The following is a 13395-nucleotide window of genomic DNA, read 5'->3' as shown; positions in this document are numbered from 1 at the left end:
ACCGGCGCAGCACCCCCCGGTACGGGCCGCGCGCACCCCGCGCCCCGACCGCACGCCCCCGACCCATCCCGGCCCATCCCGACCCGATCCCCGAGGAGACCGACATGGACGAGAACACCCGCTACCAGGTGCTGCGCAACGACGAGGAGCAGTACTCCCTCTGGCCCGCCGACATCGAGGTGCCCGCCGGCTGGGAGCCCGTCGGCAAGGAGGGCACCGAGGCCGAGTGCTCCGCGTACGTCGACGAGGTCTGGACCGACATGCGGCCCAAGAGCCTGCGCGAGCGCATGGAGAACGCCGGCGCCTGACGCCGCGCGCCCACCGACACGCCGGGCCGCCCCCCACAGGGCGGCCCGGCGCCTCCCCCCACTCCTCCCCCCACGCGTCGCCGGTCGCCCGGCACCCGCCGCACCGCATCACTCCCGAGGAGTCCGTCATGACGTCCGTGACCCCCGTCCTGCACACCGAACGCCTGGAGTTCCTCCCCTACCGGCCCGAACACGAGGACGCCTTCGTCGCCCTGCTGCGCGACGAGGAGGTGTGCCGCTGGATGGGCCAGGAACGCGTGCCCGAACAGCAGATCCGCGAGCTGTTCCGCGCCATCCTCACCGACGTCTACCCCCAGCGCCGCTTCGACGTGTGGGGCCTGTGGCACGCGGGCGTGTACGTCGGCCACGCGGAGGTCAAGCCCACCGGCAACGTCGACGGCCACGAACTCGTCACCGCGCTCGCCCCCGGGCACTGGGGGCGCGGACTGGGCGGCGAGGCGGTACGCGGGCTGCTCCGCCACGCCGCCGACAATCTCGGACTCGGCGAGGCGTACGGCATGGTCGGCGCCGACAACACCGCCAGCCTCGCCATGTGCCGCCGCCTGGGCTTCCGCCACGTCCGCGACGTGGTGGGGGACGACGGCACGGTGACCAAGCTGGTGGTGATCTCCACCAAGGAGCCGGGGGAGCCGGCGGTCCCCGAGGCGGCGGGCGCGGCGACGGCCGTGGAGGATCCCGTGTGACCCTCGGCGCCACCTGACGGGCCGACGCCGCTCCCGCCGGACCGCTGCCCGCGGGCGCCCCGGCCGGCGTCCTGACCGGCGGGCCCGGCGGCGGGGGAGGCACCGCAACCGGCCTCCCTCGTCCGCCCCCTCCGCCCGGGCCGGCCGGGCGGCGTCCGTCCGGCGCGGTTCACAGGGGCTGCGCAGGCGGCTCATACGCGCTGTAATGGCGACGTGGTGAGTGAGGGCGCTGCGATCAGCGGGACGAGAACGGCGCCGCAGCGTGCCGAAGCCGCCCTCGCGTCGCTGATGGCGTCGCCGGCCACCCCCGACCGGCTCCGCCGGGTGCTCGAACAGGCGCTCGTGTTCGCCGGTGCGTCCTTCGCCGGGGTGTACACGCCCGGCCACGACGCCACGGAGCTCTGCCTCGCCGAGTCGGCCGGTCTGCCCCGCACCCTGTACGGCCTGCGGGACTGCTACCCGGCCGCCGGCACCTCCCCGGTCGCCGAGACGCACCGCACCGGACTCCCGCGCTGGCTCGGCCCCGCCGAACTGGCCGCCGGCCCGGACTCCCGCCGTACCCCGTCCCCGGACTTCTCCCTGGCCGTCCTGCCGCTCGGCCCGGCGGGCGGCGGCTGTCTGCTGGCCGTCGGAGAGCACCCGGGCGGCTTCGGGACCGACGACCGGACCAGCCTGGAGCTGATCGCCCGTGCCGTGGCCGTACCCGCCCCGGCCGTCGCCCGGGACACCGGCGAGCTGCCCGAGGACGCCTTCAGCCTGATCATGGACACCGGCCGGGTGGAGGTCGGCGAGGCGATCCTGCGGCTGTTCGGCGTCGACCGGGAGGGCTTCGACGGCCGCGTGGAAACCCTGCTCGGCCGCGCGGTGCCGGAGGACCTGCCCGCGCTGATGTCGGTGGTCGAGGCGGACCACATGTCCATCGGCGACCGCGAGCTGGAGTTCCGCATTCTTCAGCCCTCCGGTCCGCCCAGGTGGCTGCGGCTGCGCGGCCGGCTGCTGCCCGGCGGCGAGGGCCGCTCCGCCCGGCTCGTCGGCACCGTCGCCGACGCCTCCAGCATGCGCTCCGACGTCACCGACGTCGCCCGCGTGCAGCGCCTCGCCGCCGCCCTCGCCACCGCCGGCACCGTCAAGGACGTCGGCCAGGCCGTCGTGGCCGCCCTGCGCAAGCCGCTGCGGGCCGACCGGATCGCCCTGGCCGAACTGGAGAACGACCGGCTGGTCGTCACCGTCCTCGACCCGCCCGAACCCGAGGCCTGGCCCGAGGTGTGGCGCAGCGAGTGGCGCACCGAATGGCCCGACGCGCCGGTGCGTGCCATGCCCACGCTGGCCGCCGCGCTGCGCGAGGGCCGCGCCAGGATCTGGCCCGCCGGCTCACCGCTGGAGCCCGCCCTCGCCGAGGTCGGGCCGGGCGGCCTCGCCGTGCTGCCGCTGCCTGCCGGCAGCCGCATGGCCGGCGCCTGCCTGGTCGGCTGGGACCGCCCGCACGACTTCGCCCCCGACGAACGCGCCCTGCTCACCGCCTGCGCCGGCCTGACCGGCCAGGCCCTGCTGCGCGCCCACGCCTTCGACGCCGAGCACGAACTCGTCGGCATGCTCCAGCGCACCCTGCTGCCCCGCCGGCTGCCCCGGCTGCCCGGCGCGGTCGCCGTCGCCCGCTACCTGCCCACCACGGCCGGCCTGGAGGTGGGCGGCGACTGGTACGACGTGATCCCGCTGGCGGACAACCACGTGGCCCTGGTGATCGGCGACGTCCAGGGCCACAACGCGGGCGCCGCCACCCTGATGGGCCAGATGCGCACCGCGCTGCGCGCCTACGCCGCCGAGGGCCACCCCCCGGACGTCGTCGTCGCGCACGCCAACCGGCTGCTGCTGGACATGGAGACCGACCTCTTCGCCACCTGCGCCTACGTCGACGTCGACGTGGAGCAGGGCACCGCCTGGTGCGTCCGCGCCGGGCACGTGCAACCGGTGCTGCGCCACCCGGACGGCACCGCCGAGATCGTACAGGCGGAGGGCGGCCCACCGCTGGGGGTCCTCGCCCAGGCCGAGTTCCCGATGACCCCGCTGCGGCTCCAGCCCGGCACCGTGATCGCGCTGACCACCGACGGCCTGGTGGAGTCCCCGGACACCGACCTCGACGCCGGCATGGACCGGCTGGCCCGCGAACTGGCCGCCGCCGACCCCGCCCACCTCGGCCTGGTCGCCGACGCCCTGCTCACCGGCGCCCACCGCGACGACGACGTTGCGCTGCTGCTCATGCGCTACGACGGACTGGCCGTACGGCCGCTCCGGGAGAGCTGGACGGTGTGGCGGGTGCCGGAGGCGGTCCGGCACGCCCGCCGCTTCACCCGGCGCACCCTGCGCGCCTGGGGGCTGTCCCGGGACACGATCGACGCGGCCCTGCTGGTCGTGTCCGAACTCGTCACCAACGCCCTGGTGCACACCGGCGGCCAGGTACGGCTCGACCTCAGCCTGGTCAACCACCGGCTGCGGCTCGCCGTCGCCGACACCTCCCCGCGCAGCCCCGTCAAGCCCACTAGCATCGGCTGGGAAGCCACCGGCGGCCGGGGCATCCTGCTGGTGGAGGCGGTGTCGGCGGCCTGGGGCACGGTCCCGGTCAGCGGCGGCAAACAGGTCTGGGCGGATCTCGTACCCGGCCGCTGACCCGCCACTCGGGTGCGGGTGGCGGCGATCCCGGCAGGTCGCGGTGGGCACGCGGCCCGGACCTGCCTAGGGTCGGTTGGCGTGTCGCACACCTTCGAAGAACTGGTCGCCAAGCAGCGCGCGGCCGCCGCCGCCCACGCGCAGGTGCAGGAACTGCGGGACGCCTACGGTCCGCCGGCCGAGCGGCGGATGACCGGCGCCCAGTCGGGTACCTACGAGACCGCCCTGCGGGCCTGGCGGGACCTCGCCCGCGAAGTGCAGACGGCGGTCAGCGAGTACGCCCGGCAGACCGGCCGGCCCCGGGCCGAGGTCGAGGCGGAGGTGGAACGCGCGGCGACGGAGGAAACGGACTGATCGACGGCCGGACCTGGCCGTGCGTGGCGGCCCGGCCTGGTCGTGCCGTGGTTGGGGTTGGTCGTGCCATGTGGTCAGGGTTGGTCGTCCGTGCGGTCGGGGCTGGTCGTAGGCCGGGCGGGAGCTGGTCGTTCCCCTGGGCCGCGGGCCTCGTCGTGCGCCGCAGCCGGGCCTGGTCGTGCCCTTGGGCCGGGGCCCGGGCCCGGTCATGGTCCACGGCAGCACCTGGCCAAGATCCGCGTCCGCGCCTTGCCGGGACCCACGGACGCGTCTGGCCGGGGTCCAGGGCCGCGTCTGGCCGGGGTCCGCGGCCGTACCCGTCCAGGAACCCGCGGTCGCCTCTGACCGGGTTCCACTCCTGCGTCCGGCCGGGAACCACGTCCGTACCTGCCCGGGAACCCGCGGACGCGTCTGGCCGGGGTCCGGGGCCGCGTCCGGCCGGGTTCCGCGGCCGTACCTGCCCGGGAACCCCGCGGTCGCCTCTGACCGGGTTCCACTTCTGCACCCGGCCGGGAACCACGTCCGCGCCTGCCCAGGACGCGCGGTCGCCTCTGCCCGGGCTCGGGGGCCGCGCCTCCCCACGACCGACGGCCGCGCCTCCCCACGACCGAGCGCCGCCACGGGCCAGGATCCGGCAGTACCTTTCCCACGGCCCAGGGCCGCGCCTGGCCCGGACCCTCGACCGCGCCTGCCCGCCGTTCACGGGTGACCCGGCCCCGGCCGGACGGGGCCGTTGGGCCGCCGGCCTGCCCGTTCGGGTGGGCCCGCGCATCCGTCGCGCCGCGCCGGGTACCCGGTGGTCATGGACAACGCCATGTACGAAGCGGCCACCGGTGCCCAGGTCTTCGGTTACGCCTTGATCCTGATCGCCGGAGTGGCCTGCGTCGCAGGACTCATCTGGGCCTTCCGGCTGGGCTTCAAGGTGCGCGAGCGGGAGCCGGCACCGCCGCGACCCGAGGAGCAGCCGAAGATGCCGCCGTCCGGGCCGGTGTACGAGACCCACGAGGTCCGCGAGCCCGACGAGGTGCCCCGGGCCGCCGACGAGGGCGAGCGCCTGACCCCCCACCAGCTCGGCAACGTCGGCACCAAGCGCGCCGACGACCAGCGCCGCCCCCGCTGGTCGCCCGGGTCCAGCGGGTCCTTCGGCGGTGGCGGAGGCGGCCGTACCTGACCCGGCGGCCGTACGCGATCCGGTGCGCGGCGCCGCCGTGTTTGCGGGCCGCCCGGCCCGGGGACCCGGCCGGGCACACAGCTCACCCCGGGCCCCGGGCGGTCCGGCGAACGGCGCCCGCGGCGAGCGGGACGCAGAAGGAAGATGAACGACGTGACCGCGCATGCCAGCGAGAAACCGGCCGTACCCGACACCGAGACCGGCTGGGCCGAGGCCCGCCGCCGGCGGAACCGGGGAGTGCGCACCTGCGTGCCCGCCGTCCTGGACCGCGCCTCCGCACAGCGGCAGGGCCCGGGCCCCGAGGACAACATCGTGCGCGGCGAGGACTGAACCGCCGGGGGAGAGCGGACGCCGTCACGCTCCGCGGTCATACTCCGGTCATGAACCTGCTCGTCACCGGCGCCGCCGGCTTCATCGGCTCCCACTACGTCCGCGGGCTCCTCGCCGGCGATGCGCCGGACGCACCCCGCGTCACCGTGCTCGACAAGCTCACCTACGCGGGCACGCTCACCAACCTTCCCGTCGGCCACCCCCGGCTGGACTTCGTGCAGGGGGACGTCTGCGACGCCGGCCTGGTCGGGGAACTGATGGCGGACGCCGACCAGGTGGTGCACTTCGCCGCGGAGTCGCACGTCGACCGGTCGATCGAGCAGGCCGGGGAGTTCGTCCGCACCAATGTGCTCGGCACCCAGACCCTGCTGGACGCGGCCCTGCGGCACGGCACCGGCCCCTTCGTGCTCGTCTCCACCGACGAGGTCTACGGCTCCCTGCGGACCGGGTCCTGGTCCGAGACCCAGCCGCTCGCGCCGAACTCGCCGTACGCCGCGTCGAAGGCCTCCGCCGACCTCGTCGCGCTCGCCCACCACCGCACCCACGGCCTGGACGTCCGGATCACCCGCTGCTCCAACAACTACGGGCCGCGCCAGTTCCCGGAGAAGGTGATCCCGCTCTTCGTGACCAACCTCCTCGACGGCCTGCCCGTCCCGCTGTACGGCGACGGGAACCACGTCCGCGACTGGCTGCACGTCGACGACCACTGCCACGGCATCGACCTGGTCCGCACCCAGGGCCGCCCCGGCGAGGTCTACCACCTCGGCGGCGGCACGGAGCTGACCAACAAGGAGCTGACCGGTCTGCTGCTGGAGGCGTGCGGGGCGGGCTGGGAGCAGGTGGTGCACGTGCCCGACCGCAAGGGCCACGACCTGCGCTACTCGCTCGACTGGAGCAAGGCCCGCGACGAACTGGGCTACCGGCCGCGCCGCGACTTCACCACGGGCCTCGCCGAGACGGTGGCCTGGTACCGCGCCCACCGGTCCTGGTGGGAGCCGCTCAAGCGGCGCACCGCCCGCTGAGCGGGCGCAGTCCGCCGCGGCCCTCACCCCCGGTGCGGGGGACCCCGGTCCGGGGGACGGCGCCCGGCCCGGCGGGTCACGCGTGGGTCTTGGCCAGCAGTTCCAGGATCTCCTCCGTCGTGCCGCTCTCGCCGAGCCGCGGGAAGATGCGCTCGACGCTGTTCGCGTGCGCCTCCGCGTCCGCGTCGGCCATGGCGTCCGTGGCGAGGGTGACGTGGTAGCCGTGCGCATAGGCGTCGCGGGCGGTGGACTCGACGCCGATGCTGGTGGCGATGCCGGTCAGCACGATCTGCGTGATGCCCCGGCGGCGGAGCTGGACGTCCAGGTCGGTGCCGTGGAAGGCGCTCCAGTTGTGCTTGGTGACACGGATGTCGCCGGGGTGCCCGGAGAGGTCGTCGACGACGACGTCCCAGCCCTCCGGGAAGGCGAGCCCGCGCGGCTGGCGCTCGGTGCGGCCGGGGACGGCGTCCGCCCCGTCGGGCGCGAAGGAGACCCGGACCAGGACCACGGGCAGCCCGTGGGAGCGGAAGGCGTCGGCGAGCGCGGACGTGCGGGAGACGACCTCGGCGCCCGGGTACGGCTGGGTGGGCATGGCCACGATGCCGTTCTGGAGGTCGATCGCGACGAGGGCGGTACGGGGGTCGAGCGTGGTGAGCGACATGGGTCGGTCAGGCCTTTCGGGTGTCTCGGGTGCCCGGCCGGCCGAGGGACCGGTCGGGCAGGGTCGTCGCCAGCAGCAGTGCGGAGCCGGCGAGCATGAACAGGGCCAGGCCGTGCAGCCCGGCCGTGTCGGCGCGGTGCGGGTAGAACGCCGCGGTGGCGGCGGACGCGCCCAGCGCGCCGAGGTACATGAAGGTCCGCAGCAGCCCGGCCGCGGAGGCGATCCGCTCCGGCTCGGCCTGCCGGTACAGCGCGGTCTGCGCGGCCAGGCCGATCAGCCCCTGCGGGACGCCGAGCAGCACACCGACCGCGAGCAGCAGCCAGAGGGGGCTGTGGTCGCCGATCACGAGCAGCACCGCGCAGCCCACGAGCTGGAGGACGGAGCCGGTGATCAGCTTGGCGCGCACCGCCTCCCGGCGCCCGGTCAGCGCGGAGGCGGTGAGCGCCGCCGCCGACAGCGGCAGCAGTGCGAGCCCGGCCGTGGAGGCGCCGAGCCCGCGGCCCTGCTCCAGCCACTGCGTGTAGCCGTACATGAAGGCGTAGGCGGTGGTGTAGCCGAGCAGCTGGCGCACGTAGGTGGCGAGGAGCGGGCCGTTCCCGCCGAGGACGCGCAGGTCGATGAACGGGTCCGGCACCCGCAGCTCGCGCAGCGCGAAGCCGGCGGCGGCCGCGGCGGACAGCACCGGCAGGTACCAGCGCCCGGCCCGCGGCTCCATCAGGAACAGCATCAGCGCGACCAGCAGGACGGCGAACAGCGCCATGCCGGGCACGTCCAGGCCGCGCCGCCGGGTCACGGACCGGGGCAGCCGCAGCGCGCCGAGCACCAGACAGGCCGCCGACAGCGGCACGTTGACGGTGAACACGGTACGCCAGCCGCCCAGTTGGATCAGCAGCCCGCCGAGCGCGGGCCCGACGACGGCCACCGTCTGGTTGGCCACCGCGAGCGCGGTCAGCACGCCCGCCGGGCTGTCCTGCCCGGTGCGTTCGGCCTCGGCGCGGGTCAGCCGCATCGCCGCCGGGTACGCCGCCGACGTGCCGAGGCCCAGCAGCACCCGGGCCGCGATCAGCACGCCGAGCGAGGGGGCGAGCGCGCCGAGCAGACCGGCGGCGCCGACCAGGGCCGTACCGGCGAGGTAGAGCCGGCGCGGGCCGTACATGTCCACCAGGCGGCCGATGACGGGCTGGCCGACCGCGGTGGCCACATAGAGCGCGGAGACCAGCCACACCGTCTCGGCGGGCGGGGCGCCGAACGCCACGCCGATCGGCACGAGCGCCACGGCGATCATCGAGGAGTTGACGGGGTTCAGGACCGAGCCGAGGAGCATCGGGGGGATGAGCCGGCGGTCGAACCCGGCGGGGGAGGGGCCGGCGGCCCGGCCGCGCGCGGTGAGCCTCGGTGTCACGGCCGGGACAGCCGTTCCATCAGCTCCAGTGCCGCGAGGACGGTCTGCCGCTCCTCCTCGGTGTAGCGGTCCTGGAAGGCGCGGGCCAGCCACTCCTCGCGCGCCTGCCGGTTGCCCTCGACCCGGGCCCGGCCGGCGTCGGTCAGGGTGACCAGCTGGCGGCGGCCGTCGTCGGGGTCCGGGGCACGGCGGACCAGCCCGTGCTGCTCCAGGGCGGCCAGCGTGGTGGCCATGGACTGCGGGCGCACCCCCTCGGCGGCGGCGAGCGCGCTCGCGGTGGCCGCGCCGTGCTTGCCGACCAGGGTGAGCGCCGACTCCTGCGACGGGCTGAGGTCGGCGTCCCGCGCGACCTCGCGGATACGGCGCCGCAGTCTGCTGAACACCACGCGCAGGTCGCGTGCGGCGCGGGCGGCGGAATCGGAGATGTCGGCCATGCCGTCAGAGTAGGACCGACAGCACGGACTGTCCAGTTGGGACTGTTCAGTTTTGACTGTCTATTTGCCGGGGTACTCACGGACCTCGGACGGCGCGGCAGCCCGGCACACCGCCGTGCACGGAGCGAATCGAGGAGCGCAGATGACCCCTCCGGACAGGTCCGGCCTGGAGGCGGCCCTGAGCGCCGAGGTGGACGGCGAGGTCCGCTTCGACGCGGGCAGCCGCGGCGCCTACGTCACGGACGGTTCGAACTACCGGCAGGTCCCGCTGGGCGTCGTCGTACCCCGCACCGTGGAGGCGGGCGCCCGGGCGGTCTCGGTGTGCGCGCGCTTCGACGCCCCCGTCCTCTCCCGCGGCGGCGGCACCAGCCTGGCCGGACAGTCCACCAACACCGCCGTGGTGATCGACTGGAGCAAGTACTGCACCGGTGTGCTCTCCGTCGACCCCGACCGGCGCACCTGCGTGGTGGAGCCGGGCATCGTCCTGGACGAACTCAACCGGCACCTCGCCCGCCACCGGCTCCAGTTCGGCCCCAAACCGTCCACCCACAGCCACTGCGCGATCGGCGGCATGATCGGCAACAACTCCTGCGGCGCCTCCGCGCAGGCCTACGGCAAGACCGTCGACAACGTCCGGCGCCTGGAGATCCTCACCTACGACGGACAGCGCGCCTGGGTCGGTCCCACCCCGCCCGACGAACGCGCCCGGATCATCGCCGGCGGCGGCCGGCTCGGCGAGATCTACGCCGGCCTCGAACACATCGCCACCGCGTACCTGGCCGACATCCGCCGCGGCTACCCCCAAATCCCCCGCCGAGTCTCCGGCTACAACCTGGACTCCCTGCTGCCCGAGAACGGCTTCGACGTCGCCAAGGCGCTCGTCGGCAGCGAAGGCACCCTCGTGACCGTCCTGCGCGCCGAACTCGACCTCGTGCCCGTGCCGCCGTACCAGTCGCTGCTCGTCCTCGGCTACGACGACATCTGCGCCGCCGGCGACGACGTCTCCCGCCTGCTGGAGCACTGCTCGCCCAGCCAGCTGGAGGCCCTGGACGGACGCATGGCCCAGCTGATGCGCGAGGAGGGCGCCTACCTGGACTCGCTCGCCGTCCTGCCCGAGGGCGACAGCTGGCTGATGGTGCAGTACAGCGGCGACAGCCAGGAGGACGTCGACGAGCAGGCGCACGCGCTGCTGCGGGCCATCGGCCGCGGTGAGAAGGACGCGAACGTCGCCTTCTCCGACAACCCCGAACGCGAGCAGAAGATGCTCAGGGCCCGCGAGGCGGGACTCGGCGTGACCGCGCGCCCGCCGGACGACCGGGAGACCTGGGAGGGCTGGGAGGACTCCGCCGTACCGCCCGAACGGCTCGGCGACTACCTGCGCGACCTGAAGGACCTGTTCACCGAGTTCGACTACGACCACCCGTCCCTGTACGGGCACTTCGGCCAGGGGTGCGTGCACACCCGCGTCCCCTTCGGACTGCGCGACGCCCAGGGCGTGGCAGACTTCCGGCGGTTCGTGGAGCGGGCCGCCGATCTCGTCGCCTCCTACGGCGGCTCCCTCTCCGGCGAGCACGGCGACGGCCAGTCCCGGGGCGAACTGCTCACCCGGATGTTCGGCGAACGGCTCGTCACCGCGTTCGGCGAACTGAAGGCCCTCTTCGACCCCGGCAACCGGATGAACCCCGGCAAGGTCGTCCACCCCCACCCCGTCGACGGGCAGCTGAGGCTCGGCCCCGCCTGGCGGCCCGCAACCCCGGAGACCCACTTCGGCTACCCCGAGGACGACCACTCCTTCGACCGCGCCGTGATGCGCTGCGTCGGCATCGGCAACTGCCGCGGCCACTCCGGCGGCGTCATGTGTCCCTCCTACCGGGCCACCAGGGAGGAGGAACACTCCACCCGCGGCCGGGCCCGGCTGCTGTTCGAGATGCTCGACGGGCACGCCGACTCCGCCGTGAAGGACGGCTGGCGCTCCACCGCCGTACGTGACGCCCTCGACCTCTGCCTGGCCTGCAAGGGCTGCAAGTCCGACTGCCCGACCGGCGTCGACATGGCCACCCTCAAGGCCGAGTTCATGTCCCACCACTACGAGGGACGGCTGCGCCCCATGGCCCACTACTCCATGGGCTGGCTGCCGCTGTGGGCCCGGCTCTCCCGGACCGCCCCCTCACTGGTCAACTCCGCGCTGCACGCGCCCGGCCTCGCGTCCCTGGGCAAACGGCTCGCCGGGATCGACGAGGCCCGCCGGGCCCCGGTGTTCGCCGTGCGGTCCTTCCTCCAGTGGTGGCGGGCCCGCGACCGGGACGAACCCGACCCGGCCGACCCGCGCACCCTCGTGCTCTGGCCCGACACCTTCAGCACCTACTTCCACCCCGCGATCGCGATCTCCGCCGTGCGGGTCCTGGAGGACGCCGGCTTCCGGATCGCCGTCCCGACCGAGCCGGTGTGCTGCGGCCTCACCTGGATCTCCACCGGACAACTGCCCACCGCCAAGCGGGTGCTGCGCCACACCCTCGACGTGCTGCGCCCCTACCTGGAGGCCGGCACCCCGGTGATCGGCCTGGAGCCCTCCTGCACGGCCGTCTTCCGCGCCGACGCCCCCGAGCTGATGCCGGGCGACCAGGACGTGGAACGGCTCGCCGCCCAGACGCGCACCTTCGCCGAACAGCTCGTCCACCACGCCCCCGACGGCTGGCGGCCCCCGCGGCTCGCCCGGCGGGCGACCGTGCAGACCCACTGCCACCAGCACGCCATCATGAAGTTCGACGCCGACCGGGAACTGATGCGCCGCGCCGACCTCGACGCCGAGGTGCTCGACGAGGGCTGCTGCGGCCTGGCCGGCAACTTCGGCTTCGAGCGCGGCCACCACGAGGTGTCCATGGCCGTCGCGGAACTGGGCGTCCTGCCCGCCGTGCGCGGGGCCGCCCCGGACAGCCTGGTCCTCGCCGACGGCTTCAGCTGCCGCACCCAGATCGAGCAGGGCGGCACCGGCCGCCGCGCCCTGCACCTCGCCGAGGTCCTCGCGCTCGCCCTCGACGGCAACCTGCCCGGCGACCACCCGGAGCGGCTCGCCGACCGCCCCGCCGAACCGTCCCGCACGGCCCGCTGGGCGACGGCCGCCTCCCTGGCCGCCCTCTCCCTGGGCGCGGTGACCGGACTGCGCAGGCTGAGGAGGTGACAGCGGGTGACCATGAGCGCCCTGCCGGCCGAAGGGCCCCCGCACACCGCCGTCCCCGCCGGCACCCCCGGCCTCGGCCCGGCCCCCGTGGAGAAGCGGGCGGCGCCCTGCCGGGCGCACTGACAGACACCGCGTACGCAGGAGGAGAGGAACATGCCCCCCACCGTCGTCATCACCGGCGCCAGCGCCGGCATCGGCCGCGCCACCGCCCGCCTGTACGCCAGGCGCGGCGCCGACGTCGTCCTGGTCGCGCGCGGCGAGGGCGGCCTGGAGGCGGCGGCCGACGAGGTCGCGGCGCTCGGCGGACGGCCGCTCGTACAGCCCGCCGACGTCGCCGACCCGGCCCAGACGGAGGCCGTCGCCGAGGCCGCGGAGAAGGAGTTCGGCCCCATCGACACCTGGATCAACTGCGCCTTCGCCAGCGTGTTCGCGCCGTTCGAGGAGATCACCCCCGAGGAGTACCGGCGGATCACCGAGGTGACCTACCTCGGCTTCGTCAACGGCACCCGGTCCGCCCTGAAGCGCATGCTCCCCCGCGACCAGGGCACGATCGTGCAGGTCGGCTCCGCGCTCGGAGAACGGTCGATCCCCCTGCAGTCGGCGTACTGCGGAGCCAAGCACGCCATCAACGGCTTCACCTCCTCGCTGCGCACGGAACTGCTGCACCGCGGCAGCAACGTGCGCGTCACCGTCGTGCAGATGCCCGCCGTCAACACACCCCAGTTCGAATGGGTCCGCTCCCGTCTGGCCAAGCACCCCATGCCGGTCCCGCCGATCTACCAGCCCGAGGTGGCCGCGCGGGGCGTGCTGTACGCCGCCGGCCATCCGGGCCGCAAGCAGTACTACGTCGGCGCGTCCACCGTCGCCACCATCTGGGCCAACCGGTTCGTCCCGGCGCTGCTCGACCGCTACCTGGCCCGTACCGGCTTCGACTCCCAGCAGACCGACCGCATCCCGCCCGCCGGCCTGGACAACCTCTTCGAGCCGGTGGACCGCGAGCCCGCCGACGACCAGGGCGCCCACGGCTCCTTCGACGACACCGCCCACGCCCGCTCCTGGCAGGAGACCCTGGTCCGGCACCCCGCCGTCACCGCCCTCGGCGCGGGCGCCGCGCTGCTGGGCACCGTACGCGGCATCCGCCGCCTCACCTCCTCCTCCGCATAAGCT

Annotated in this window: 12 protein-coding genes; 9 read left to right on the top strand and 3 right to left on the bottom strand. The window is 74.8% G+C overall.

Translation table 11 applies throughout. The features are described from left to right. Positions 1–104 precede the first annotated feature (104 nt). The 7 genes from AB0946_RS24535 to rfbB all read left to right on the top strand — a co-directional run bounded on the left by AB0946_RS24535 (position 105) and on the right by rfbB (position 6553). Positions 105–308 carry an MbtH family NRPS accessory protein gene (locus AB0946_RS24535; RefSeq protein ID WP_171150454.1) on the top strand — a complete coding sequence of 68 codons (204 nt, stop codon included), beginning with the start codon at positions 105–107 and terminating at the stop codon, positions 306–308. Between the two features lie 128 nt (positions 309–436). Further along, positions 437–1012: a GNAT family N-acetyltransferase gene (locus AB0946_RS24530; protein WP_366762798.1), complete on the top strand. Its 576-nt coding sequence runs from the start codon at positions 437–439 to the stop codon at positions 1010–1012. 216 nt (positions 1013–1228) lie between these two features. Then, a complete protein-coding gene (locus tag AB0946_RS24525) occupies positions 1229–3676 on the top strand; it encodes a SpoIIE family protein phosphatase (protein ID WP_366762797.1) in 2448 nt (815 codons plus the stop codon). An 81-nt stretch (positions 3677–3757) separates the two neighbouring features. Further along, positions 3758–4030, top strand: a complete 273-nt coding sequence (locus tag AB0946_RS24520) for a hypothetical protein (RefSeq protein ID WP_171150451.1) — start codon at positions 3758–3760, stop codon at positions 4028–4030. An 814-nt stretch (positions 4031–4844) separates the two neighbouring features. Then, positions 4845–5201: a DUF6479 family protein gene (locus AB0946_RS24515; RefSeq protein ID WP_366762951.1), complete on the top strand. Its 357-nt coding sequence runs from the start codon at positions 4845–4847 to the stop codon at positions 5199–5201. A 144-nt stretch (positions 5202–5345) separates the two neighbouring features. Further along, complete coding sequence (locus AB0946_RS24510) at positions 5346–5531, top strand: hypothetical protein (RefSeq protein WP_366762796.1); 186 nt, start codon at positions 5346–5348, stop codon at positions 5529–5531. 50 nt (positions 5532–5581) lie between these two features. Further along, complete coding sequence (gene rfbB / locus AB0946_RS24505; RefSeq protein WP_366762795.1) at positions 5582–6553, top strand: dTDP-glucose 4,6-dehydratase; 972 nt, start codon at positions 5582–5584, stop codon at positions 6551–6553. Positions 6554–6629: 76 nt separating this feature from the next. On the opposite strand, the gene AB0946_RS24500 is transcribed toward rfbB, so the two are convergent. The 3 genes from AB0946_RS24500 to AB0946_RS24490 are packed head-to-tail and all read right to left on the bottom strand — an operon-like array spanning position 6630 to position 9050. Continuing rightward, complete coding sequence (locus tag AB0946_RS24500; protein WP_366762794.1) at positions 6630–7214, bottom strand: hydrolase; 585 nt, start codon at positions 7212–7214, stop codon at positions 6630–6632. Between the two features lie 7 nt (positions 7215–7221). Beyond that, positions 7222–8616: an MFS transporter gene (locus AB0946_RS24495; RefSeq protein WP_366762793.1), complete on the bottom strand. Its 1395-nt coding sequence runs from the start codon at positions 8614–8616 to the stop codon at positions 7222–7224. Next, positions 8613–9050, bottom strand: coding sequence for a MarR family transcriptional regulator (locus AB0946_RS24490; protein WP_366762792.1), 438 nt, complete (start codon positions 9048–9050; stop codon positions 8613–8615). The genes AB0946_RS24495 and AB0946_RS24490 overlap by 4 nt, the downstream gene beginning before the upstream one ends. A 142-nt stretch (positions 9051–9192) precedes the next feature. Here AB0946_RS24490 and AB0946_RS24485 point away from each other — a divergent pair, with 142 nt between their 5' ends. Both AB0946_RS24485 and AB0946_RS24480 read left to right on the top strand, forming a co-directional pair. After that, positions 9193–12228 (top strand): FAD-linked oxidase C-terminal domain-containing protein, encoded by a 3036-nt coding sequence (locus AB0946_RS24485; protein ID WP_366762791.1) that lies wholly within the window; start codon positions 9193–9195, stop codon positions 12226–12228. Positions 12229–12381: 153 nt separating this feature from the next. Beyond that, positions 12382–13392 (top strand): SDR family oxidoreductase, encoded by a 1011-nt coding sequence (locus tag AB0946_RS24480; RefSeq protein ID WP_366762790.1) that lies wholly within the window; start codon positions 12382–12384, stop codon positions 13390–13392. The last annotated feature ends 3 nt before the right edge of the window (positions 13393–13395 follow it).

The organism is Streptomyces sp. NPDC046870 (assembly GCF_040704595.1).
GTDB classification, from domain to species: domain Bacteria; phylum Actinomycetota; class Actinomycetes; order Streptomycetales; family Streptomycetaceae; genus Streptomyces; species Streptomyces argyrophylli.
This window is presented reverse-complemented; position numbering and strand designations above follow the sequence as displayed.

Coding starts and splice junctions, on each gene's coding strand:
- AB0946_RS24535 (WP_171150454.1), top strand. CDS start 105: ATGGACGAGAACACCCGCTACCAGGTGCTGCGCAACGACGAGGAGCAG.
- AB0946_RS24530 (WP_366762798.1), top strand. CDS start 437: ATGACGTCCGTGACCCCCGTCCTGCACACCGAACGCCTGGAGTTCCTC.
- AB0946_RS24515 (WP_366762951.1), top strand. CDS start 4,845: ATGTACGAAGCGGCCACCGGTGCCCAGGTCTTCGGTTACGCCTTGATC.
- AB0946_RS24510 (WP_366762796.1), top strand. CDS start 5,346: ATGAACGACGTGACCGCGCATGCCAGCGAGAAACCGGCCGTACCCGAC.
- rfbB (WP_366762795.1), top strand. CDS start 5,582: ATGAACCTGCTCGTCACCGGCGCCGCCGGCTTCATCGGCTCCCACTAC.
- AB0946_RS24500 (WP_366762794.1), bottom strand. CDS start 7,214: ATGTCGCTCACCACGCTCGACCCCCGTACCGCCCTCGTCGCGATCGAC.
- AB0946_RS24490 (WP_366762792.1), bottom strand. CDS start 9,050: ATGGCCGACATCTCCGATTCCGCCGCCCGCGCCGCACGCGACCTGCGC.
- AB0946_RS24485 (WP_366762791.1), top strand. CDS start 9,193: ATGACCCCTCCGGACAGGTCCGGCCTGGAGGCGGCCCTGAGCGCCGAG.
- AB0946_RS24480 (WP_366762790.1), top strand. CDS start 12,382: ATGCCCCCCACCGTCGTCATCACCGGCGCCAGCGCCGGCATCGGCCGC.